The following is a 23,065-nucleotide window of genomic DNA, read 5'->3' as shown; positions in this document are numbered from 1 at the left end:
TGCGAGGAGCAGGCTGTACCCCGCCGCCTGGACGATGCAAGGAGCAGGCTGTACCCGCCGCCTGGACCGCCACACGAACTGAGCGGCGGCGCGTGGAGCCACCTGATCTGTCACGCTACATACGGTCCACGCGCGGCCCGCTCCACTTCAGTCCACTGCTACTCCGGATGCCGCGCCTCTTCCAACTGCTTGCGGCGCGGCTCGCCCTGACGTTCCAGCATCCAGCCCGGATATTCTGCGGGCAGCGAGCTGACCTGATCGAGCCGGGCGAGTTCGTCCGCCGTGAGCGAAACGCCGGTCGCCGCAATGTTATCGTCGAGTTGCTCGACCTTTTTCGCGCCGACGATCACAGATGTCACCACGCGCTGATGCAGCAGCCACGCAAGCGCGATCTGCGCCACCGACACCTGCTTCGTCCCAGCGATCTCACGCATCACGTCGATACAGTCGTAGGCGCGCTCGCGGTTGACCGGCGGAAAATCGAAGGTCGTGCGACGGCTGCCCGCTTCGCCCTGCTGCTCGCGTCCGTATTTGCCGCTCAGCAAGCCGCCCGCGAGCGGACTCCACACCATCAGCCCGAGACCCTCGCTGTGCAACATCGGTACGAGTTCACGTTCGAGATCGCGGCCCGCGAGCGTGTAATACGCCTGCAGCGTCTCGAAGCGCGCAAGCCCAAGCCGCTCCGAGATGTCGAGTGCTTTCACGATCTGCCACGCGGCCCAGTTCGATACGCCGACATAGCGCACATGGCCGTGCTGCACGAGCGTGTCGAGTGCACGAACGGTTTCTTCGATCGGCGTGGCCGGGTCGAAGCCGTGGATCTGATACAGGTCGACGTGATCGAGCTGCAAACGCTTCAAACTCGCCTTCACGCCGTCGATGATGTGGTAGCGCGACGCGCCGCGCGCGTTGGGAAACTCGCCCGTCTGGCCAAACACCTTGGTGGCCACCACCACTTTGTCGCGCGGCACCTTGAGGTTCTTTAGCGCCTGGCCCGTGATCTGTTCGGACAGACCTTCTGCGTAGACGTCGGCTGTGTCGATGAAATTGATGCCCGCATCGAGCGCCCGGCCAACCAGCCGCTCCGCGTCGCCCTGCTGCAGATCGCCGATCTGCTTCCACATGCCCTCGCCACCGCCGAAGGTCATCGTGCCCAGACATAGCTCTGAAACAAACACACCGGTACGGCCTAACTGGTTGTATCGCATCGTTGAGACTCCATCATGGATTGGTGGATCGGTGAGGCGTAGAGAGTACTGCAATTAGCAAAATCCGGCAGAGCGTGAAACGCATGCGTGGACGGCAGGTAGCGCGCATGCTTTTGTTTCAAACTCCTTACGATCTAAATGACTGTGCTCCGGGCGTGCCGCTTTACCCGGACAGCAAAAATTGCCGCCGTACCAGCGCTTTAGCGGCAAACTGCGTCGCCGGCAAACAGGGTTGGGCAAAACTCGCGCAAACCTGCCAGACTGGCTGCTGATCCACACACGCGGCGCGCTCCCGCCGCCCTCTGGATATGGCACGCCTCGCCCCCATCTATGCCAGCATGACCTCGGCCACCCCCACCCCTGCCGCTGCCCTGGATGCGGCTCCCGGCACCGCATCGGGTTCCATCGCGACGCCCGCCGTGGAGCGTTCGACGGCCGATGCGCTGGCCGATTTCCATCCCGCGGTCTCGAGCTGGTTCCTCAAGCGCTTTCCCGCCCCGACCGAAGCCCAGGCCGCTGCGTGGCCGCAGATTCGCCGTGGCCGCTCAACGCTGGTGGCCGCGCCGACCGGTTCGGGCAAGACTCTCACCGCCTTCCTGTCCGCGCTCGACGATCTTGTCCAGCAGGGGCTCGCCAACGGCGGCGTACTTCCCGACGAAACGCTGGTGGTGTACGTTTCGCCGCTCAAGGCGCTATCCAACGACATCCGCCTCAATCTGCAGTTGCCGTTGCAAGGCATCGCCGCGGAACTCGAAGCGCGCGGCTTGCCGGCGCTGGACATTCGTACCGCCGTGCGCACCGGCGACACCACGCAGCAGGAACGCAACGCGTTGAAAAAACGCGCGCCGCACATCCTCGTCACCACGCCTGAATCGCTTTACGTGCTGCTCGGTTCGGATTCGGGACGCCGCATGCTCGCGACCGTACGCACAGTGATCGTCGATGAAATTCACGCGCTTGCCGGCGGCAAGCGCGGCAGCCATCTTTCGCTCAGCCTGGAGCGCCTCGACGCGCTGTGCGGGCGGCGTTTGCCGCGCATCGGGCTGTCAGCGACGCAAAAGCCGGTGAGCGCGGTCGCGCGCTTTCTGGTGGGCCGCGGGAGTATCGACAGCGGCATTCGCGCCGATTGCGCGATCGTCGACGTGGGTCATGTCCGGGCGCGCGACCTCGCGCTGGAGATCCCCCCGGTGCCGCTCGAAGCGGTGATGCCCAACGAGGTGTGGGAGCGCGTCTACGATCGTCTCGCCGAACTGGTGGCGATGCACCGCACCACGCTGATCTTCGTCAACACGCGGCGCATGGCCGAGCGCGCCGCGCGTCATCTGACCGAGCGGCTCGGCAAGGACGTGGTCGCCGCGCACCACGGCAGCCTTGCCAAGGAACATCGGTTCGACGCCGAACAGCGCCTGAAACGCGGCGAACTGCGCGTGCTGATCGCCACCGCTTCGCTGGAGCTCGGCATCGATATCGGCGATGTCGATCTGGTCTGCCAGATGGGTTCGCCGCGCGCGATCGCACCGTTCCTGCAACGCGTCGGACGCTCGGGTCATCATGTCGGCGGGATGCCCAAAGGCCGGCTTTTTCCGGCGTCGCGTGACGATCTGATCGAATGCGCCGCGCTGCTCGATTGCGTGCGGCGCGGCGAACTCGACGCGCTGCGTATTCCGCGCGCGCCGCTCGACGTGCTCGCCCAGCAGATCGTCGCGGAAGTGTCGAGCGCCGAATGGAACGAAGACGCGCTGTTCGACATGATGCGGCGCGCCGCACCGTACGCGGATCTGACGCGTGACCAGTACGACGCCGTGCTGCGCATGCTCGTGGAAGGCTATACGAGCCGCAATGGTCCGCGCGGCGCGTACATCCATCGCGACGTGGTGAGCGGCACGCTGCGCGGCCGGCGCGGCGGCAAGCTCGTCGCCGTCACTTCGGGCGGCACGATTCCCGAGAATGCCGACTATGCCGTGGTGCTCGAACCGCAGGCGATCAATATCGGCACCGTGAACGAGGATTTCGCCGTCGAAAGTCTGGCCGGCGACGTGTTTCAGCTCGGCAACGCGTCATACCGGATTCTGCGGATCGAAAGCGGGCGCGTGCGGGTCGAGGACGCGCAGGGACAGCCGCCGAATATTCCTTTCTGGCTCGGCGAAGCACCGGGGCGCAGCGACGAACTGTCGTTCGGCGTCGCACGTTTGCGCGAGCAGATCGGGCGTCTTCTCGAAGGGAAGGATTCGGTGATGCCGGCCGTTTCTGTGAATGAGGGCGGAGCCGACGTTGAAGCCGAAGCTGAGGTTGTATCCGAAGCCGAGGTCGAAGCCGAAGCCGAAGCCGCAACGCTACCCGCCCGCCTCGACCACGCGACCGACTGGCTCATCCACAACCTCGGTCTCGACGAAGCCGCCGCACGCCAGATCGTCGACTATCTCGCCCGCGCGCGCGCCGCGCTCAGCGTGCTGCCCACGCAGAACACGCTAGTCATGGAGCGTTTCTTCGACGAATCCGGCGGCACCCAACTCGTGATCCACGCACCGTTCGGCAGCCGCGTGAACCGCGCGTGGGGCCTCGCGCTGCGCAAGCGGTTATGCCGGACCTTCAACTTCGAATTGCAAGCCGCCGCCACCGAAGACGCGATCGTCCTCTCGCTGACCGGCAGCCATTCCTTCGTGCTCGACGACGTGTGGCGCTATCTGCATTCGAACAGCGCGGAGCATCTGCTGATTCAGGCGCTGCTCGATGCGCCGCTGTTCGGCGTGCGCTGGCGCTGGAACGCGACCACCGCGCTCGGCCTGCCGCGTTACACCGGCGGGCGCAAAACCGCGCCGCAATTGCAGCGCATGCGCAGCGAGGATTTGCTGGCGAACGTGTTCCCCGAGCAGGCGGCGTGTCTGGAGAACGTAGTCGGCGAACGCGAACTGCCGAGTCATCCGTTAGTGGACCAAACCGTCGACGACTGTCTGCACGAAGCAATGGACAGCGAACGCTGGCTCGCGCTGCTGCGCCGTATCGAACAGGGCGACATTCAACTGGTTGCGCGCGACTTGCCGGCGCCCTCGCCGCTCGCGGCCGAAATCCTCAATGCAAAACCCTACGCGTACCTCGACGACGCGCCCATCGAGGAACGCCGCACGCAAGCCGTGCTGAGCCGACGCTGGACGGACCCGTCGAGTGCCAACGATCTTGGCGCGCTGGATGCCGGCGCTATCGAAAGCGTGCGCGACGAAGCATGGCCGCAGGCGCGCAATACCGACGAGATGCATGAAGCGTTGACGGGCCTCGCCTGCATCACCGAGGCCGAAGCGCGTCGTCACGATGGCTGGCCGGCGTGGCTCGCGGCGCTGGCCGAATCCGGCCGCGCCACCCGGCTGTGGATAGCCGACGGCGACGCTGTGTGGCTGCCGGTCGAGCGCCTCACCTGTTTCGAGTCGCTCTATCCGGGCGCCAGCTTTGCGCCCCTGCTCGCCGCGCCGAAAGGCTATAGCGAGAGCTGGACCGCCGAGGACGCCCTGCTCGACGTGCTCCGCGCGCGTCTGACGGGCTTCGGGCCGCTGCCGGTCAGCGCGATTGCCGGGGCGCTGCACTTGCCGGCGGCATCGGTCGAGCAGAGCCTGATGCGCCTCGAAGCCGAAGGCTACGTGATGCGCGGGCGCTTCACGCCGCAAGCGGGCGAAGAAGAATGGTGCGAACGTCACCTCCTTGCGCGCATACACCGTTACACGGTGAAGCGCCTGCGCCGTGAAATCGAGCCGGTGGAACGGCACGACTTCATGCGCTTTCTGTTCGAGTGGCAACACTTGACGCCGGACACGCGCAGCGAAGGACGCGACGCCCTCGCGGCTGTGCTCGACCAACTCGAAGGCTTCCAGGCGGCGGCGGGCGCCTGGGAGGAAGACATTCTGCCCGCACGCGTGAAGGCGTATGCGAATACTTCGCTCGACGAACTATGCCGCGCCGGCAAGATAGTCTGGACCCGACTGACGGAGCGCGCACGCGGCGCCGCCGGGCCGGTCCGCAGCACGCCCATCGTGTTGCTGCCACGCGTGCAAGTGCGCGTGTGGAGCGCGTTGCTCGATCCGTCGAAGCAACCGGAGTTATCGGCCCGCGCGCAAAGCGTGTACGACGCGCTCGTGCAACACGGCGCGATGTTCTTCGACGAACTGCTGGCGGAGGTTCGCGTATTGCGTATGGAACTGGAGAGCGCACTGGGCGAACTGGTGGCCGCGGGTCTCGTGAATTCAGACAGTTTCGCGGGCCTGCGTGCACTGCTCAAGCCGGTGGCCAAACGCAATGCGTTTTCCAGCAACCGGCGCGCGCGCTCGAGCGCGCTGATCGGCGGTATGGACGACGCGGGCCGCTGGGCACTCGTTACCCGTCCCACCGCTGCTGTGGCGTCCGCGACCGCGCCGGAGCAGCGTCGCCGGCAATTGCCGCCGGAAGTCCTGGAGCATGTCGCAATGACGCTATTGCGACGTTACGGCGTGGTGTTCTGGCGACTGCTCGAACGCGAGGCGGATTGGCTGCCGCCATGGCGAGATCTTTTGCGCGTGTTCCAGCGGCTCGAAGCGCGTGGTGTGATTCGCGGCGGGCGTTTTGTGAATGGGCTCGCGGGCGAACAATTTGCCCTGCCTGAAGCGATTCCGGTACTGCGAGAAGTGCGACGGCATGCGAACGATAGTGCTTTTGTGTGCGTCGCAGGCACGGACCCCTTGAATCTCGCGGGCACTTTGCTTGTTGGCGAACGCGTCCCCGCGGTAGCGGGCAACCGGATTCTGTATCGCGACGGTGTCGTGGTAGCCACGCTGGTGGCAGGGGCTTTCTGGTTCGATCCCTTGCTGGAAACGGTTCCCTCCGAGAGGGAACAGGCTCGTGCATGGCTCGCGCGGCGTTTTTGACCGCTGGGCGCGCGTATCGGCGGTCACAATTTCACGACTAATTCAGCGTAAATCAACCCTAAAGACAGCAGGTTTACCAACCGTTAATCTTTCTAAGCCCGAACGCCAGCCGCTTCGCTACAATGGGGACAGTCTTAAGTATGATGAAGACTGTTTGCCGACTCCGCCTTCAAGACGGCCAACGGCACACACCGCCCGGGGATCTCATGAACGACGACCAACACGACCAGGTGCTTTTTGCCCAGTTCGGCACAAGCAGCCCATGCTGGCGTCTGTCGAACGACAGCAACGCGCTCGAACTCACGCCCGTCACCGGCGATGTGCCTGCCAATGTCGCCATTCCTCTGAATCCTCAGCAGGCCTCGCAAATCCGTTGCCTGACCGGCGTGACCTCGCATCTCGTCCTCGACGTTCGGCTGTTCGGCGAGCCGTTGCGCCTGCATCTGGTCGGCAAGAAGCTCACCAGTAACTCCTGGGCCGGCACCGCCTCCGCTTATGACGACACCGAGTCCGTCGCGCGCGATCTGGTCCACGGCCTCTCGTTCGCCGAGCAGGTCGTGTCGGAAGTGAATTCGGTCGTCGTGATCGTCGACCGGCACGGCCGGATACAACGCTTCAACCGGCTCGCGGAGGAACTCACGGGCGTCAAGGAGGAAAACATCATCGGCCGCAACGTGTGGGCGCTGTTCATGTCCACCGAAGACGGCGCGGCCTCCAGTCAGAACATTGCGGGCTTCTTCAATCGCGGCGTGTCGTACGAAGTCGAGCGGCGCGTCAAAACGGTGCATGGCGAACGGCTCTTCCTGTTCCGCAACAAGTTCGTTCACAGCGGCAGCGGCGTCGAAGAACAATTCCTGATCTGCTCGGGCACCGACATCACCGAGGAACGGCTCGCGCAGGAACGCCTCACCGAACTGGCGAATACCGACTCGCTCACCGGCCTCGCGAACCGCAACGCGATCCAGGACAAAATCCGCACCGCCATTGAAGACGCCGCGCCGGGCGAAGAAGTCGGCGTGCTGTTTCTCGACCTCGACAACTTCAAGAAGGTCAACGATCACTACGGCCACGTGTTCGGCGACCGCCTGATTCGCGACGTGTCCACTGCCATCGGCCTCTGCCTGAACGAAGGCGATACGCTTGCGCGCCTGGGTGGCGACGAATTCATCGTGCTCGCGGCCAAGGGCAAGGCGCGCGAACTCGAAGCCACCGCGCAGCGCGTGCTCGAACGCATGCGCACGCCGTTCAGCCTCGGGCTCGTGGAGGTCTACACGGGCTGCTCGATCGGCATCGCGTTGTATCCGGAACACGGCGACAGCCTCGAATCGCTGATCCGTTCCGCCGACACCGCCATGTACGTCGCCAAAGACGAAGGCAAACGCACGCACCGCGTGTTCTCACCGGAAATGAACCGCAAGGTCGCCGAGTATATGTGGCTCGACACCAACTTGCGGCGCGGTCTCGAAGAGGGCCAACTGACTCTGCATTACCAGCCGAAACTGTCGCTCACCACCGGCGTGGTCCAGGGCGCCGAAGCGCTGGTGCGCTGGAATTCTCCCGAGCGTGGGCAAATCATGCCGGCCGAGTTCATCCGTTATGCGGAAGAGTCCGGCTTGATCGGCGTGCTCGGCCGCTGGGTCATGGAAACGGCCGCGAAACAGGCCGCCAAATGGAAAGCCGACGGCTACAACCTGCGTATCGCGATCAACGTGTCGGCGCGGCAACTCGTCGATACGGCGGTGGTCCGCCATTTCACGGAGGCGCTGCAGAACGCGAATCTCGACCCCTGCCTGATCGATCTCGAACTGACCGAAAGCTGCCTGATCGAAGACGAAACGGCTGCGATCGACCTGATCAAGCAGTTCCGCCAACTCGGCGCGCAGGTTCATCTGGACGATTTCGGCACGGGCTATTCGTCGCTGTCGCAGCTCGGCCGTATTCCGCTCGACGTCATCAAGCTCGACCGCAGCTTCGTGCGTTCGATCAACGCCGACACCAAGGCGCAAGCGCTGGTGCGCTCCATGGTGGTCGTCGCGCAGGAGCTGAATTTCAAGGTGGTCGCCGAAGGGATCGAGACCGAGTCGGAAGAATTGTTCATGAAGGGGCTGGGCGTCGACTACGTGCAGGGCTTCCTGTACGGCCAGGCCATGCCGGCGCCTGAATTCGAACGCTGGTTGCAGGATAGACAGAAGCTCAGACTGATCGCCTGAGCCTCCGTGCGCCCCATGGGAACTTCCCTGGGGGAGCCGCCCCCCTTGCGGCTTATTGTGTTTGGCCCCAGGCTCTTTCAGGCGAAATTGGCCGTACTGACCGCCGTCTGGCGCAGGTTCGAGGTCCGCCGGTTCTGCAGCATCACCAGCCGTTCCATGAAGGCCAGATCCTTCTCTTCGATCGTGAAGGCCGCTTCCACCCAATCCTCCGTGATTTCCATCAACTCGGCGCGCGAGAGTTGCAGCACGCGCTGGCGAGCCCGCAGCATCGCCCGGATGCCGTTCATTTTGGGCTTGAGCGTGTCGATGAAGGTACGGGTCGCCATATAGGCTTCGCCCGGCTCGAACAGTTGATCGACCAGACCTTTGCCGTAATGCCATTCTGCCGTATGCGATTCTCCGACGCCGATCAGTTCCTCCGCGAGCCGCATGCCGACTTTGCGCGCCACCAGTGAGTAGCCGCCCATGCCCGGGAACAGATTGAACGCGATCTCCGGGAAGCCCATGCGCGCGTCAGTCTGCGCGAGCAGGAAATGATGCGCGAGCGCGGCCTCGAAGCCCCCACCGAGTGCCGTGCCCTCCACCATCGCAATCGAAATCGCCCCCGTGTCGAACCCCCGCGACGCCGCATGCACGCAATCGACACACGCTCGCGCATACGCCATCAGTGCCTGACGCTTGCCGGTGCGGATCGCGTCCGCGAAGAAGTCCAGATCGCCGCCGACGTTGTACATGGTCGGAATCAACGAGCCGGTGACCCAGAAGTCGATCGGCAATCCCGAGTCCCGTGCCGCCTGCGCGAGTTCCAGAATGTCATGCACCAGGTCGAGATTGAAACAGGGACGCGGCTGCGCCCGCAACATCATCCACATGATGTTGCGGCCTTCTTCGTAGTAAGCGGAAATTTGCGAAAGATTGCCGGCCTCGAGGAACGGACGGCAGGCGTGGTGGTTATGGAGATTCATTTTGAACGGTCCTTTTAAGGTTAAACACTGGTATTGCAATGCGAGCCTAAAGCAGACCGGAATCGGATGGGAGCGGGGTAACCAACAGATGAATGCAAGCCGCGAGCAAAGCCCCGCCAGACGGTGCTCTGCGGGAGGGTGAGGGTTGGGTGGCGGGTTCCGTGAACGCAAACGCTTGCGCACCGATGATGGGCGAAAATGACCCACAAATAGGCGCACGCCGGCTGTCAATTTACCTACGGTCAGGGATTGAATTTCTTGCCGGAGCGGAAAGAAAAAGAAATAGTCTTCGATTAGAAAATGCAATCGAAAATATGACTGGCGAATGCGTGTTTTTTTGGTTTGTGCGCTAACAGACTGAGTATCTGTTTCGCATATTTAAACGCATGCGGCCGCGAGCCCCGCGCAATCCACGAAGTATCTATCGTAGATGCGCGGACCGGCGGCCGTCTTCTTGCGCTCTCATCCGGTTGATGATGGCGCGGGTCGTACCAGGCGCGATGCCTGGCAATGCTCAAGGCGCGGCTGCAATGACCTCGGCGACCGCGGCCGTGAGCTTCTTGCCGTAAGGCACGTGCAGGAATTCATTCGGTCCGTGCGCGTTCGACTTTGGTCCGAGCACGCCGCACACCATGAACTGCGACTTCGGGAAGCCCGCCTTCAGCACGTTCATGAGCGGAATGGTGCCGCCCTGCCCCATGTAGGCGACATCGGCGCCGTAGTGCTGGCGCGACGCGTCGTTGAGCGCCGTGGCAAGCCACGGGGCGAGATCGGGTGCGCTCCAGCCGCTCGCCGCGCCTGCGTCCGGCTTGAAGGTCACCTTGGCGTTGTAGGGCGGATCGAGTTCGAGCAGCGCCTTCAGTTCGGCGACGGCCTTCTCTGCCTCGATCAGCGGCGGCAGGCGCAGCGACAGCTTGAACGCCGTGCGCGGACGCAGCACGTTGCCGGCATCGGCAAGCGCGGGCAGGCCCGCCGCGCCGGTCACGGATAGCGACGGACGCCAGGTCGAATTGAGCAAGGCCTCTTGTGGATTGGTTGTGGTGGGGAGCACCTGACGGCCGTCCTGACCGCACGCCCACGGCAGCTTCTTCCAGACGTCGTCGCCGAGAATCTGCGCGGTGGCTTCCGCCTCACGCAGACGGTCCGCCGGAATCTCGACATGAAAGCCCTTCGGCAGCAGCGTGCCGTTAGCGGAGTCTTCCAGACGGTCGAACAGTTGCCGCATGATGCGGAAGCTCGACGGCGCGATCCCGCCGTAACCGCCCGAGTGAATCCCTTCGTCGAGCACCTGTACTTCGAGATCGCCGGCAACCAGTCCGCGCAACGACGTGGTGAGCCACAGCTGATCGTAATTGCCCGCGCCCGAATCCAGACACACCACGAGCCCGACCTTGCCGAGCCGCTCGCGCAACGCGTCCACATACGGCAGCAGATCGTAGCTACCGGACTCCTCGCAGGTTTCAATCAGACCGACGCAGCGCGGACGCTCAACGCCTTGCGCGTCCAGCGCCGCGAGCGCGGTGATGCTCGCATAGATCGCATAGCCGTCGTCGGCGCCGCCGCGGCCGTAGAGCTTGTCGTTCTCAAGTTTGGGTGTCCACGGTCCGAGGTCGTTGCGCCAGCCGTCGAACTCGGGCTGCTTGTCGAGGTGGCCATACAGCACGATGGTTTCTTCACTGCCGGAACGGGTGGCCGGCGTTTCGAAGAAAATCACCGGCGTGCGGCCGGCCAAGCGGATCACTTCGAGCTTCAGGCCGCGCACGGCCTGCTGTTCGGCCCATTGCGCGGCGTCGGTGATCACGCGCTCCAGATAGCCGTGCTTCACCCAGTCGGGATCGAACGCCGGACTCTTGGCCGGCACCGCGATGTAGTCCGTCAATGCGGGCACGATCTCGTCGTTCCACTTGCGGTCCACGAATTCACGTAGCGCGTCAGGGTTGATGCGTTGAGTTTGTTGGGTTGTGTCGTCCGAGATCATGATGGCGGTCCGTGGCAGGTCTGTTCAGTCGAAACGATCATGATAGTCCTGATGCGGGATCGGCTGAACCCCTCGCCGCGCATCGCGCCTGGTGCACGGCTACAGGCGTCGCTCACGCCGGCTCTTTTACGCGTGAAGCAAGGCGATTGTCGCGGCCTTACGCGAACCATGCAATCGCGCGACAATCGGGCATACGTCGCGTGTGGGGAGGCTGTCCATGAGTGGCAATCTCGTCGTCCAGACCATCGCCGCGGTGCTGGCGTTGGCGCTCTATTTTTTGCCTGCCGTGCTGGCGGACCGGCGCAAGCGCCACGACGTGCTGACGCTGGCGCTCTTCAACGCATGCCTCGGCTGGACTGTGTTCGGCTGGCTGCTCGCGCTGTATTGGTCATTGCAACCGAACCCGCCGAAGAACATCGCAGGCGAGGTGGTGGAGACGCGCAAACTCGTGAGGATGCGAGCTTTTTCGTCCGCGCTGCTGGTGCGCGTGCAACGGCGCAGCATGCGGGACCGCTCTGAGAACTAGATCAGGCGAGGCTGGGCAAGGTGGGAAAGGTCGGCCGAAGCTTCGGCCGACCCGGCCGAGTGATTGGCCAACGCGTCAGGCGGCGTATCAGCCAGCGCGTCAGGCGGCGCGACCCACGCGGCTCCACAGAACGGAGCCGGCGGGAATGGAGCGCGGCTCTGCGCGCACGCTCGCGGGTGCAAACATCTCACGGCGCAGTTCGCCGTGTTCGTCGAACCACTCGCAGATCAGCCAGTTGCCCGGATTGAGCGCTACTGGCCCTGCGTATGTCACCGTCATGCGCGAGCCCCCTTCCTTCAACGTGACGACGTCGCCGACATTGAACTGGGCGGCTGGCGGTGTCTGGAATGCGTCAATGGTGGCGGTTAGCATATTTACCCCCTACGGAACCGTTGAGCGACATTAAATCGTTGCGCCGGATTTCTCGACATTAGGCCTGCTGAAGTAAAACTCTAAAAAGTTTGCCAAGATTAACAATCGAAATTAATCACTGCAAGCGCTTTTTATTGATACCGTTTTCATCGGGAGTGGAATGGCTTCCACTATCGCCCGCCCGTGCGTAAAACCGGGAAAACCCTTCAATGCGCCGCCTGGCCGCCCGTTCATGCGGCACTGCACGATCGCAACTGTTACTGCGGCGTAACGGCTCGGGCAGCAGAAAATGCCCGGACCTTTTGTCATATCTAATGCAGTGGCCAACAATATTCAGGGTTTATTCTGATCCAGCGCAAACGGAATTACCTGTGAACGACTCAGTTACCGGTAAATGCGGGATGCTTAAAATCGTCGTTGTTTAAAAAATTACCTAATAAATTCTGGCAGCCTCTGTTGAAAACGGTTTCAGCCGCCGGATTTTCAAATCCGCTACGCCACGCGCCGCAGCGCGAGCTGCTGATGCCGCACCAACAACACGCTCAATCCGATGCACACGAACATCAGCAATGCGTTGATCGCCAGGCTGATCTGGAACGCATGCGCATAGGCGCCCGGCGCCGCGCGGCCACCAAGCGCGCCGAAGAACGCGCCGCTGATGGCCGCCGTCCCGAACGCCGAGCCGATCTGCAACGTCGACGAGACCACGCCAGAAGCCAGTCCGGCTTTCTCCGGCACGACTTCCAGCAACACGATGCGCATGATCGACGGCAGCAGCAAGCCATGACCGACACCCGCGCACACCAGCCCGCAATAGAACAGCAGATCCGGCGTGGCCGACTGGGTGGCGGACCATCCCGTGATCGTGAAGCCGAGCGTCATCATCGAAAAACCGAGAGTCAGCACATGGCCGCCAATGCGTTTGACCACGGCCGGCGAAGTCAGCGGCCCGACCACGAAACCGATCGCAAACGGCATGATCGCGATGCCCGACGCGAGCGGCGTCCAGTGCAAACCGGTTTGCAGGAAAATCCCGTAGGTCAGGAAAAACGCGCTGTTGCAGTAGAACAGGAACGCGAGCACGAGCCCTAGCGCGAAGGCCCGGTTACGGAACAACTGCAGATCCACCAACGGATGGCCACCGCCGCGCTCGACGCGCCGCTCGGTCAGCACGAAGACTGCAAACGCGGGCACGGCAAGCGCGAACATCATGAAGGTCCACGCCGGCCAGCCCGCTTCGCGGCCGTGCGTCATCGGGTAAATGATCAGCAGCAGCACGGCGGAGAGCAGCGCTACGCCCTTCACGTCGATGCCGGTGCGCGTGGCCGGCTGGTTCTCCGGCACGAACTTCCAGGTGCCGATAAACGCCGCGATGCCGATCGGGATGTTGATCAGAAAGATGATGCGCCAGTCGAGTCCGAACGGGTGATACGTGATCAACGCGCCGCCACCCAACTGGCCGACGATCGACGACAGCCCGAACACGAAACCGTACAGGCTCATCACCTTGGTCTGCTGATGCAGCGGCACGACCGCGCGAATGGTCGCGAGCACTTGCGGCGCCATCACGGCGGCGGCGACGCCTTGGACGATCCGCGAAATCACCAGCATATGCCCGCTGGTCGCGAAGCCGCACAACGCCGAAGCGACCACGAACGCTGCCATGCCCGTCATGAACATGCGGCGCCGGCCGAACAGGTCGCCGAGCCGCCCGCCCGTGATCAACAGCACCGCGTACGCCGACGCGTAGGCGGAGACGACGAGCTGCAATTGCGCGTCGCTGGCGTTCAGGCCGGTGCGAATCGAGGGCAACGCGAGATTGACGATGAAATAATCGAGCGGCGCGAGGAAGGCGCCGACGAACAGCACGGCAAGCGCCAGCCCCTGCCGTTCGAAACGCGGCTCTGCCTTGCCGGCCGATGCCGCCACGCTCGCGGCCACGGTGCCCGGACAGGTCACCGCAGCGGCTGCCGTACCGCCGGATCCGGCCAATGCCGCAGGAGCGGACTTGATGGCTTCGCTATTCATGACTGACCGTTCAAAAAATAGGTAAAAAAATTTAGACGAGCGCGCGCATGGCGACGTCCACTATGCCTGTCAGCGCGTCTTCCTGATGAGCGACCCGCCCGAGCACGCGCAGACCTTGCATCACGCAGAGCAGGAAATCGCCGACGGCTTTTTCGTCGAGCGTGGAGTTGAATGCGCCGCTCGCCTGACCGCGAATCACCGACGCCGCCAGCAGCGTCGCCATGCGGCGCTGAATCGCGGCGACGCGCACGCGCAACTCCTCGTCGCCCGGCTGCATTTCCAGCGTGGTGTTGGTGATGAAGCAGCTGCGCTCGCCGGTCAGCGCGCACGCGACCCGCGCGTAGTGCAGCAAGGCGTTGCGCAGCGCCTCTTCCGGCGGCACCGGCGCGTTGAGCCGATCGGCGAGCCGCGCGACCGAACCATCCGCGTAGTGATCCAGCGCGGCCAGCATGATGCCGTGCTTGTCGCCGAACACGCCGTACAGACTGCCGCGCAACAGGCCGGTGGCCTTGCACAGATCGTCGATCGAGGTGGCGTGGTAGCCGTGATTCCAGAACACCTGACTCGCGCTCGCCAGGACCGTGTCCGTGTCGAACTCGCGCGGCCGGCCCCGAGGACAGACCTCGCCCGCTTTTTTCGCGGACTGCTTTGCGGATTTTTTCGGATCGCCAGTTAGCTTCATGCAACGGATATTATGACCACCCGTTCAAGAAAGCAAGACGAGTTTCCGTAGGTGCGTGCGAGCCAGCGCCGGTACAAACAAAAAGCCGGCGCCGGGTTTGACCCGAGCGCCGGCTTTATTGCTTGAACGGTTGGGGAAAGGCGCGACCTCAGGTTTCGAGTTTCGCGTCCATCGTGATCGTGGCGTTCAGGACTTTGGACACCGGACAACCGGCTTTGGCGTCCGCGGTCGCCTTCTCGAAAGCGGCTTTATCGCCGCCGGGGATTTTCACGGCCACATCCAGATGAACCGCGGTGATCGCGAAACCGCCGCCGTCCTTGTCGAGCGTAACGGTTGCCGTGGTGCCGATGCGCTCAGGCGTGATGCCGGCCTTGCCCAGTTCAGCGGACAGCGCCATCGAGAAACATCCCGCATGCGCAGCCGCAATCAGTTCCTCCGGATTCGTGCCGATGCCGTCCGCGAAACGGGTCGAAAACGAGTATTGGGTCTCCTTGAGGACGCCGCTATCGGTGGAAATCGAGCCCTTGCCGTCTTGCAGGCCGCCTTGCCAGACTGCTGATGCCTTGCGCTTCATCGCTCTCTCCTGTTTGTGCCCTGCTTCGCGCGCTCCACGACCGAATCTGATGCCCGCCGCACGGGTCCCACCCGGATGTTCTGCGGTTTCGGCATCGGTCGCGAGTGCCGCGCGGCGCTGCAGGCGCGGACGGGACCGAACCTCATCATAGGCGCTTCCGTGTGCCAGTGTCGTGACGATGCCGGCAATGGCTCAAAACGGAAGCCGCCCACCAACTATTTCAAAAACCGTAACAATATTTCTTCCGGGGGCCGCTTTTTCACCGACTTTGCAAGAATTAGACTGGTTTCAACGGATCGGCACACGGCATTCAACCGATCTCATCAACAATCGAATCTTGGAGGTCATCATGAAATCGCTTATTTCCGCAGTGGTCATCGCACCCGCGCTCGTCGTTCCGGCTGTTTCCTTCGCCCAGCAGGCGGATGGTCTGACCCGCGCACAAGTGCGCGCTGAACTGGTGACGGCGCAAAAAGCGGGCCTCCTGAATCAGAACGACGTCAACTATCCGAAGACCGTGCCGCAAAGCGGTACGGCAGTGGCTGCGGTTGCGCGAGGTTCGCACGACGTCGGCGGCGTGAAGGCGGTGTCGTCGGATGCAGGCACGCGCGATTCCTTGCAGCAAGGTCTGTTCGCGACCTATCGCGGCCAGTAAGCGGTAAGCCGCGCGGTGCAGCCGCTGGCGGTGGTGTCAGCGTGTGGCAGGTGACAAGCGTGGTTGCAGTCAAGAAGCGCCCCGGTTGCAAAGTTTGCAAGCGGGGCGCTTTGTTTTGCGCGACCCTCTCCCGAGCCTACTCGGCGAACGGCAAACTTTCCTGCCCCACCGCGCGCATGCCGAACACGTTGAGCGTCATCGCCACCAACGCGTAGTAGCCGAGCAGGCCCACCAGGTTGATCACCACTTGATGCCCGAAACGCTCGACCGCCTTCGCATAGGTCGCGTCGCAAACGCGCTTCGTGTCGTACAGTTCGCTCGCGAAGTCGTGAATCAACGCGTCGTCGGACTGGGCGAAATCCGGGCGCCGGCCTTGGCGAATCGCCTCGGCGTCCGTTGCGGACACGCCCGCCTCCAGCGCGATCGGATAGTGGATGTACCACTCCGCCTGCGCTTGCCAGCGCGCCGCGGTCACCAGAATCGCCAGCTCCGAGAGGCGCAACGGCAAACCGGTCCGGTAGCGGCAGAACGCGCCCAGACGCTGAGCCTGCTGGGCCAGCTCCGGGCTATGAATCCAGCCAAGAAACGGTCCGTTCAGATTGCCGCGCGGGCCCGACAGAATTTCGTCGAGCACCGCTTTCTGTTCGGGCGTGGCATCGGACGGGGCGAAGTGAGGCAAACGCTCGGTCATCATCGTTCTCGCAAGTCGTAGTGTGTCGAAGGTCTCAGACAGCGGCCAGCGCGCCGCTAATGGCATCGGTAAGGCGGCTGACGATTTCGTCGATGTCGCGCGCGGTGCAGATAAACGGCGGCGCCAGCAGCACATGATCGCCGATCTTGCCGTCGACCGTGCCGCCCATCGGATACACCATCAGACCGCGCGCAAAGGCTTCGCGCCGGATTGCCGCGTGCAGCTTGAGGCCGGCGTCGAACGGCGTTTTGCTGGCGCGGTCCTTGACCAGTTCCACGCCGACGAACAGCCCTCGTCCGCGCACGTCGCCGATATGCGGATGCTGCGCGTAGTGCTCGCGCAGCCGGCCGCGCAACTGCTCGCCGCGCGCCAGCACGTTGGGCAGCAGTTTGTCCTCCTCGATCACACGTTGCACTTCGAGCGCCGCGGCGCAAGCGGTGGCATGACCGATGTAGGTATGGCCATGCTGAAAGAATCCCGAGCCGCCGACAATCGTCTGGTAAATCCGGTCGCTCACGAGCGTCGCGCCGATCGGCTGATAGCCCGCGCCGAGCCCTTTGGCGATGGTTAGAATGTCCGGCGCCACGCCGTCTTCTTCACAGGCGTACAGATAACCGGTGCGGCCCATGCCCGACATGATCTCGTCGAGAATCAGCAGCACGCCGTAGCGATCGCATACCGCGCGAATCTTGCGGAAATATTCGCGCACCGGCGGCACGGCGCCGGCCGTCGCGCCAACTACCGTTTCCGCGACGAAGGCGGCGACCGTGTCCGCGCCCAACACCAGAATCTTCTGCTCGAGTTCGTCCGCGAGACGTTGCGCGAAGGCCTCTTCCGTTTCGTCGGCGCGTTGCTCGCGATATGCGTAACACGGACTCACGTGATGCGCTTCGATCAGAATCGGCAGGAACGGCTCACGGCGCCACGCATTGCCGCCAATTGCCAGTGCGCCCAACGTATTGCCGTGATAGCTCTGCCGACGCGCGATGAAATGACGCCGCTGCAGTTCACCCCTCTCCACGAAATACTGACGCGCGAGTTTCAGCGCCGCCTCGATCGCCTCCGAACCGCCCGACACGAAGTACACATGTTCGAGCCCTTGCGGCGCGCTTGCCACCAGGCGGTCGGCAAGCGCTTCAGCGGGCTCGGTGGTGAAGAACGACGTGTGCGCATACGGCAATTGCTGCGACTGCCGCTTGATCGCATCGATCACGCGCTGGTTGCTGTGACCGAGACACGACACGGCGGCGCCGCCGGATGCGTCGATATAGCGCTTGCCCGCGGAATCGATGATCTCGATCCCCTCGCCCGCGACGGCGACCGGCAGCGACTGCTTCGGAGAACGATGAAACACGGTGGACATGGTTTTCGGTTTCCTGTTGGTTGCGGCAGCCGGTTAAGCGCCGGGCCGTCCGCATGCCGTGCGGGCGATGAAGCTGTCGAACGCGCACTGCCCTTGCCGGTAGACTTTCATCGACACACCCGCGCTGCCGATTTCGAAGAGCGCGGTGGCAAGCGTGTTTTCCCCGTCGGGATCGTGCGGGTCGTCACGATAGATCGGCAGGCCAGAGGGCGCGCGATCGTGCAATACGTCGAGCAATGCGGCCGGTTGTAACGGGCGCGTGATCGTGGGCAACAATGCATCCACGCGCAGCTGACGTTCGCGCGAAGAATCCGTCACGATCTGCGCTTCGGCGTCGCAACCCGCATGGATCATGTGGTTTGCATGGCCATAAAGACTCGGCACTATCTGGACGGAACAGCGCCGCGCGCTGGCTTCGACGCTGACGAGGCGCGCATCTCCCGCGCAGCCGAGCGTGTGATGAAAGCCGCTCGCGGCCGGCGTGTCGCGCAGCAGGTCGAGCGCTTCGTCGAGCGAGGTGGAATCGAGCACCGCTCGCGCAAGAATCATTCGCGGCACGCCGGCAACGGGGACGCGGATGCGAAGATTGTTGATCGCCTGCACGACACCGGCACGGCTCACGGCGAAGGTGTGTCCCGGCAGCGATCCAGGGTAGTAGAAACTCACGAAGCCCGGCTTGCCGACTGGACGAACCTCGACCAGCGCGCAACGCTCGCGCAGAAACGGATCGCCGTCTTCGTTGTGCGCGATGAAGCGCGTCTCGCCAACGCGCGCCGCCAACGTGGTGCAACCGTCTGGCGCGTTGTGAATCAGTTCGCCGCGGCAGTTCCAGAGGAACACGTCTTCCGCCGACCAACCGAGCCCGGCCGCCATACCTTCCAACTCCGCCAGCAACGCCGGGAATTGGGCGCGCGCCGCTTCGCGCAGTGCCTGCACGAACGGAGCGCCGCGCCAGCGCCGAACTGCGTGCCATGCGCCACTCTGATCCATGTAGTCGGCGAACACCGGCCGCGCGAGTTCGCCCAACCGGTAGCCGATGTCATACGGCTCGCCGCTCACCTGAAAAAGATCCAATCCCCGCGTCGACGCCACCACTCGCATCCATTCAACAATCGGTACGTATTTATACTTCTAAACAACAATTGTTGTCAAACAGATCGGCGCCGATCTGAATGGAGCGATTCTGCTGCGCGCAAAATCTCAACTCGATTCAGACGGAAATGGTCACGGCACGTACGCGCCTTTCGCGTGCAACGACTGCTCGGCGATGGCAAGTTGCTCGACCGCGCCGGCCCCCTCGAGCGCGAGCAGATGCGCGACCAGCGATTCGGCGATCGCGGTCGCTGCCACCAGCGAAGGAAAAAACGAAGGACTTTCGTGCGAGAAGATCAGCACCTTGTCGGCGTTCAAGGCGATGGGAGACACCGCGCTATCGGTAATGGCAATCAGCTTGCTGCCCTTTTCCAGCGCGGCTTCGGCGACGCGCGCGGCTTCCACCGAATAAGGCGCGAAACTGATCACGATGGTCGCGCTATCGCGCTCGACCGTGCGCAACTGCATTTCCAGCGTGCCGGCCTCGCCGTTGAGCAAGGACACCGAGGAACGGAACAGCCGGTATCCGTAGACGAGACCGAACGCTACCGCATAGCACGAGCGGAAACCGGCCACATGCACGTGCGGCGCGCGCCGCAGCAGGCGCGCCGCTTCCACGATCACGCGGCCATTGTGCGCGGCGGTGACTTCGAGGTTGTGTTGTTGCGCGACCAGCAGGTCGCCCGCCAGCGCGTCTTTCGATTTGACGAGCGAACGCGCGCGGCTCGTGAGCGGTTCGGGCCGCGTGCGCACGCGTGCGACGAACAGGTTGCGCAGTTCGTTCCAGCCGGGGAAACCGAGTTGCTGCGACAGACGCACCAGTGAGGCCGGTTGCACCTGCGCCCTTTCGGCCACTTTGCGCATGGACGAGACCGCGACCTCGTCGGGATGGTCGAGCAGGAAACCCGCTCCCATCTGGAACTGCGGACTCAGTTCGGAGAAGCGCGCCCGGATCAGGGCGGCAAGCTGGTCGAAACTGTCTGGCATGCGGATGTACCGGGCGAGCGGTCGATGAGGATGACAACAAATGTTACCACCCGGCACATGGCGGTCAACGAGAGTTGATGGCGCTCAACTCACGCCCAACCCACGCTGAACCCACGCCGAACCCACACTCAAAGCAACGCCACCACCCGCACGTCACCCTGCTCCGCTGACGCCACCACCTTCTCGCCAATCCGGCGGAACGTGATCGACACCGAAGCATCGCCTACCCGCATGTCGCTCACTTCGAGCCAGTCGATGCCTTCGGGCAGCATCGGCTGTTCGATCAGCACTTCGCGGCGCTCGGCGTCGATCGTGATGCCGAGACACGCTTCGAGCATCATGAACGGCGAACCCGCCGCCCACGCTTGCGGCAGACAGGCGACCGGATAGGCGGTGGGCGGCTCGCCGCGCCGCCGTGGGAAGCCGCAGAAAAGCTCAGGCAAACGCATGTCGAAGTTGACCGCGGCCTGGAACAGCGCCTGCAGCAGCCGTACCGCCGCCGCCTTGCCGCCGTAGCGCGACAGGCCGCGCGCGCACAGCGCGTTGTCGTGCGGCCAGACCGAGCCGTTGTGATACGCCATGGGATTGAAGCGCGCCTGGCTCGCCGCCAGCGTGCGCACGCCCCAGCCGGTGTGGAACAACGTGGAGTCGAGCGCGCGCACCACCGATTCACCGCGCTGCCGCGACGGCAACCCGAAGGCCAGCAGGTGGCCGGCATTCGAGGCCATGACACGGCACAGTTCGCCGTGGCCATCGAGCGCAATGCCGTAGAAACCGGCCTCTTCCATCCAGTACTTCTCTTCGACGCACTGACGGATCTTCTTCGCCCGCTCGCCGTAACGCTCCGCCGCATCGTGCAGTCCGCGCGCCTTCGCGAAGCGCGCCATGACGTCAAAGGCGGCGCTCGCATACGCCTGCACCTCGACGAGTGCGATCGGGCCGTCGGGGAAACGGCCGTCGGCGTGAAAGACAGAATCGTGGCTGTCCTTCCAGCCTTGATTCGCCAGACCGCCATCCGACTCGCGCTGATAATCCAGCAGGCCGTAACGGTTCTTGTCGCACACGCCCGCGACCCACTGCGCCGCGCGCTCGAGCGCCGGCCACAATTCGTCGATCAACGCGACGTCGCCGGTGCGCGCCGCATAGGCGCCGGCCAGCACGATGAACAACGGCGTGGTGTCGACGCCCCCGTAGTAGAGCGCGAACGGCACTTCACCGGTGGCGGCCATTTCGCCTTTGCGCATCTCATGCATGATCTTGCCGGGCGCGGCGTCGCGAAACGGCGAGTTCTCACGCGCCTGATGTTCGGCCAGAAAACGCAATACGCCGGCAGCCAACTGCGGCTGCAACCAGAGCGTCTGCAGCGACGTAATGATCGCGTCGCGGCCGAACGGCGTCGAGAACCATGGAATGCCCGCGTACGGATACGGGCCGGTCACGAGGTCCGTGGTCAGCAGGCCGAGATCGGCGAGCGAGCGGTCGATCCATGCATTGAAAAGCGGATTGCTCGAACGCACGCGTGCGGTGGCGCGGCGGCGCTCACGCATGACGAGGTGGGCGTCGACGAGCGCGGCGCGCACGGCAGCGCGGCCGACGCGCGGACGCTCGGCGTCGATTTGCGACAGGTGCGCTTCGCTCAACGCATGGGTGGGCTGCGAGACGCCCGCGCCCGGATTGTCCGCGCGCGCGACCACCTGCACCGCCACCGACAGATAAATCGACACGCACGCCTGCGCCGGCAGCTTGACGGTGTAGTCCGCACGGTCGGCGAAAAGTTTGTCCGGCTCCGGCGAAAAGGCGATCTGCACGTTGCGCGCCACGTCGTCGAGGCCCACGTAGCCGAGCAGCACCTCCCGATTTTCGACGCGTGCCGGTTCGACACGGCCCTGCTTGTCGCGCTTCAGGCCGCGCACTTCGAACATGTCGCGGAAGTCGCTGGCGAACGAGATCGAGAGCGGCACCACGGCGTCGCTCGTGCCGTAGTTGGTGAGTTCGATGGCTTCGTTGAGCACGGTGCCCGACAGCACGCGCACGCGCTCGACGTGGATCACGCCTTCGGGCGTGCTGTCGCCGCCGAGCGGCGGCAGCGGACGGTTGGTCAGATGCGCGGTGAACGAGGTGTTGTCGCTGCTGACGCTGCCCGATAGCAGCGACGGCGCGCGTCCGCCGAAAGTGAGGCGGAGTTGCGAGAGAACACGGGTGTCGTTGACGAACAGGCCGTCGTCATGGCCGGTGATATCGCCGAGCGGATCGTTGACAATGAAGGTGTCGCCCGACTTCAGCACGTGCTGGGTCGCGCTCGCGACGTTGAGGTTTTCCGTGGGGATGAATACGCCGTCCGGCTCGGGTTCGCGGTGGTCGATTCCGCCCGAAAGACCGCCGAGGGCTTCTGGCTGCTGCATCAGTGTCACTCCTATGGGTTCGCTTCTGCGTTCGGTGTCACATTCGGTTGCCACGGGCGCTGCCCGGTCGCTTCCGATTGTAGAGGGTCTGTCCGCGTCAGACGAACTTATCACATGGGAGTTTCAGTTTTTTCAGTGGCACAGGACGTGCAGAGGAAATGGCGCGGCGCTCCTCGTGGGAGCGCCGCGCGAGCGTCAGGCGGGTGGCCGCCGCGACGCTTTAGCGCTTGGCCAGCGGCGTGGCTTCGCGGTTCGTCTCGCCCACGAAGAGCTGACGCGGACGGCCGATCTTCTGCTCAGGATCGGCGATCATTTCGTTCCACTGCGCAATCCAGCCGACCGTACGTGCCATCGCGAAGATACACGTGAACATGGCCGTCGGAATGCCCAGCGCGCGCTGCACGATGCCCGAGTAAAAGTCGACGTTCGGGTACAGCTTGCGCGAT

At 63.8% G+C, this 23,065-nt stretch carries 17 protein-coding genes; 4 read left to right on the top strand and 13 right to left on the bottom strand.

Annotated elements, in window-relative coordinates:
* Positions 1-158 precede the first annotated feature (158 nt).
* Positions 159-1,208 (bottom strand): aldo/keto reductase, encoded by a 1,050-nt coding sequence (locus tag P0D71_RS20705; protein WP_408481839.1) that lies wholly within the window; start codon positions 1,206-1,208, stop codon positions 159-161.
* A gap of 308 nt (positions 1,209-1,516) precedes the next feature.
* Between P0D71_RS20705 and P0D71_RS20700 the strand changes: the two genes are divergently transcribed.
* Positions 1,517-6,094, top strand: a complete 4,578-nt coding sequence (locus P0D71_RS20700; protein ID WP_408481837.1) for a DEAD/DEAH box helicase — start codon at positions 1,517-1,519, stop codon at positions 6,092-6,094.
* Positions 6,095-6,300: 206 nt separating this feature from the next.
* Positions 6,301-8,304, top strand: coding sequence for a cyclic di-GMP phosphodiesterase (gene pdeR, locus P0D71_RS20695; RefSeq protein WP_091808001.1), 2,004 nt, complete (start codon positions 6,301-6,303; stop codon positions 8,302-8,304).
* 77 nt (positions 8,305-8,381) lie between these two features.
* Here pdeR and P0D71_RS20690 read toward each other — a convergent pair whose 3' ends face one another.
* Together P0D71_RS20690 and P0D71_RS20685 are read right to left on the bottom strand one after the other, a co-directional pair.
* Positions 8,382-9,269 carry a crotonase/enoyl-CoA hydratase family protein gene (locus P0D71_RS20690; RefSeq protein WP_091807999.1) on the bottom strand — a complete coding sequence of 296 codons (888 nt, stop codon included), beginning with the start codon at positions 9,267-9,269 and terminating at the stop codon, positions 8,382-8,384.
* Between the two features lie 514 nt (positions 9,270-9,783).
* The gene (locus tag P0D71_RS20685) at positions 9,784-11,247 is read right to left on the bottom strand and encodes a M20 family metallopeptidase (RefSeq protein WP_408346292.1); all 1,464 of its coding nucleotides are present in this window, start codon (positions 11,245-11,247) and stop codon (positions 9,784-9,786) included.
* Between the two features lie 217 nt (positions 11,248-11,464).
* Between P0D71_RS20685 and P0D71_RS20680 the strand changes: the two genes are divergently transcribed.
* Positions 11,465-11,773: a superinfection immunity protein gene (locus P0D71_RS20680; protein ID WP_091807994.1), complete on the top strand. Its 309-nt coding sequence runs from the start codon at positions 11,465-11,467 to the stop codon at positions 11,771-11,773.
* 99 nt (positions 11,774-11,872) lie between these two features.
* Here P0D71_RS20680 and P0D71_RS20675 read toward each other — a convergent pair whose 3' ends face one another.
* The 4 genes from P0D71_RS20675 to P0D71_RS20660 all read right to left on the bottom strand — a co-directional run bounded on the left by P0D71_RS20675 (position 11,873) and on the right by P0D71_RS20660 (position 15,429).
* Entirely contained in the window at positions 11,873-12,145 is a 273-nt protein-coding gene (locus P0D71_RS20675) for a YodC family protein (protein ID WP_091807992.1), read from the bottom strand.
* Between the two features lie 492 nt (positions 12,146-12,637).
* Positions 12,638-14,173 (bottom strand): MFS transporter, encoded by a 1,536-nt coding sequence (locus P0D71_RS20670; protein ID WP_408481836.1) that lies wholly within the window; start codon positions 14,171-14,173, stop codon positions 12,638-12,640.
* 31 nt (positions 14,174-14,204) lie between these two features.
* Positions 14,205-14,855, bottom strand: coding sequence for a TetR/AcrR family transcriptional regulator (locus P0D71_RS20665; RefSeq protein WP_408481834.1), 651 nt, complete (start codon positions 14,853-14,855; stop codon positions 14,205-14,207).
* 148 nt (positions 14,856-15,003) lie between these two features.
* Complete coding sequence (locus P0D71_RS20660; protein WP_011492126.1) at positions 15,004-15,429, bottom strand: OsmC family protein; 426 nt, start codon at positions 15,427-15,429, stop codon at positions 15,004-15,006.
* A gap of 349 nt (positions 15,430-15,778) precedes the next feature.
* Between P0D71_RS20660 and P0D71_RS20655 the strand changes: the two genes are divergently transcribed.
* Positions 15,779-16,084, top strand: a complete 306-nt coding sequence (locus P0D71_RS20655; protein ID WP_408481832.1) for a DUF4148 domain-containing protein — start codon at positions 15,779-15,781, stop codon at positions 16,082-16,084.
* A 136-nt stretch (positions 16,085-16,220) separates the two neighbouring features.
* Here the strand turns inward: P0D71_RS20655 and P0D71_RS20650 are convergent, their stop codons facing one another.
* From P0D71_RS20650 to P0D71_RS20625, 6 genes are all read right to left on the bottom strand, one after another.
* Positions 16,221-16,775 (bottom strand): carboxymuconolactone decarboxylase family protein, encoded by a 555-nt coding sequence (locus tag P0D71_RS20650; protein WP_408481960.1) that lies wholly within the window; start codon positions 16,773-16,775, stop codon positions 16,221-16,223.
* 34 nt (positions 16,776-16,809) lie between these two features.
* Positions 16,810-18,138 (bottom strand): aspartate aminotransferase family protein, encoded by a 1,329-nt coding sequence (locus tag P0D71_RS20645; RefSeq protein WP_408481831.1) that lies wholly within the window; start codon positions 18,136-18,138, stop codon positions 16,810-16,812.
* A 33-nt stretch (positions 18,139-18,171) separates the two neighbouring features.
* A complete protein-coding gene (locus P0D71_RS20640) occupies positions 18,172-19,239 on the bottom strand; it encodes a C45 family autoproteolytic acyltransferase/hydrolase (protein ID WP_408481829.1) in 1,068 nt (355 codons plus the stop codon).
* Between the two features lie 123 nt (positions 19,240-19,362).
* Entirely contained in the window at positions 19,363-20,217 is an 855-nt protein-coding gene (locus tag P0D71_RS20635) for a MurR/RpiR family transcriptional regulator (protein WP_091807979.1), read from the bottom strand.
* A gap of 128 nt (positions 20,218-20,345) precedes the next feature.
* Entirely contained in the window at positions 20,346-22,619 is a 2,274-nt protein-coding gene (locus P0D71_RS20630; RefSeq protein ID WP_408481828.1) for an amylo-alpha-1,6-glucosidase, read from the bottom strand.
* 220 nt (positions 22,620-22,839) lie between these two features.
* A partial coding sequence (locus P0D71_RS20625; RefSeq protein ID WP_408481826.1) for a citrate/2-methylcitrate synthase occupies positions 22,840-23,065 on the bottom strand: 226 nt, incomplete at its 5' end.

The sequence above is a fragment of the Paraburkholderia sp. RL17-383-BIF-A genome (assembly GCF_046028015.1).
Lineage (GTDB): Bacteria > Pseudomonadota > Gammaproteobacteria > Burkholderiales > Burkholderiaceae > Paraburkholderia.
Note: the sequence above shows the minus strand (reverse complement) of the source record. Positions and strands in the feature narration are given on the sequence as shown.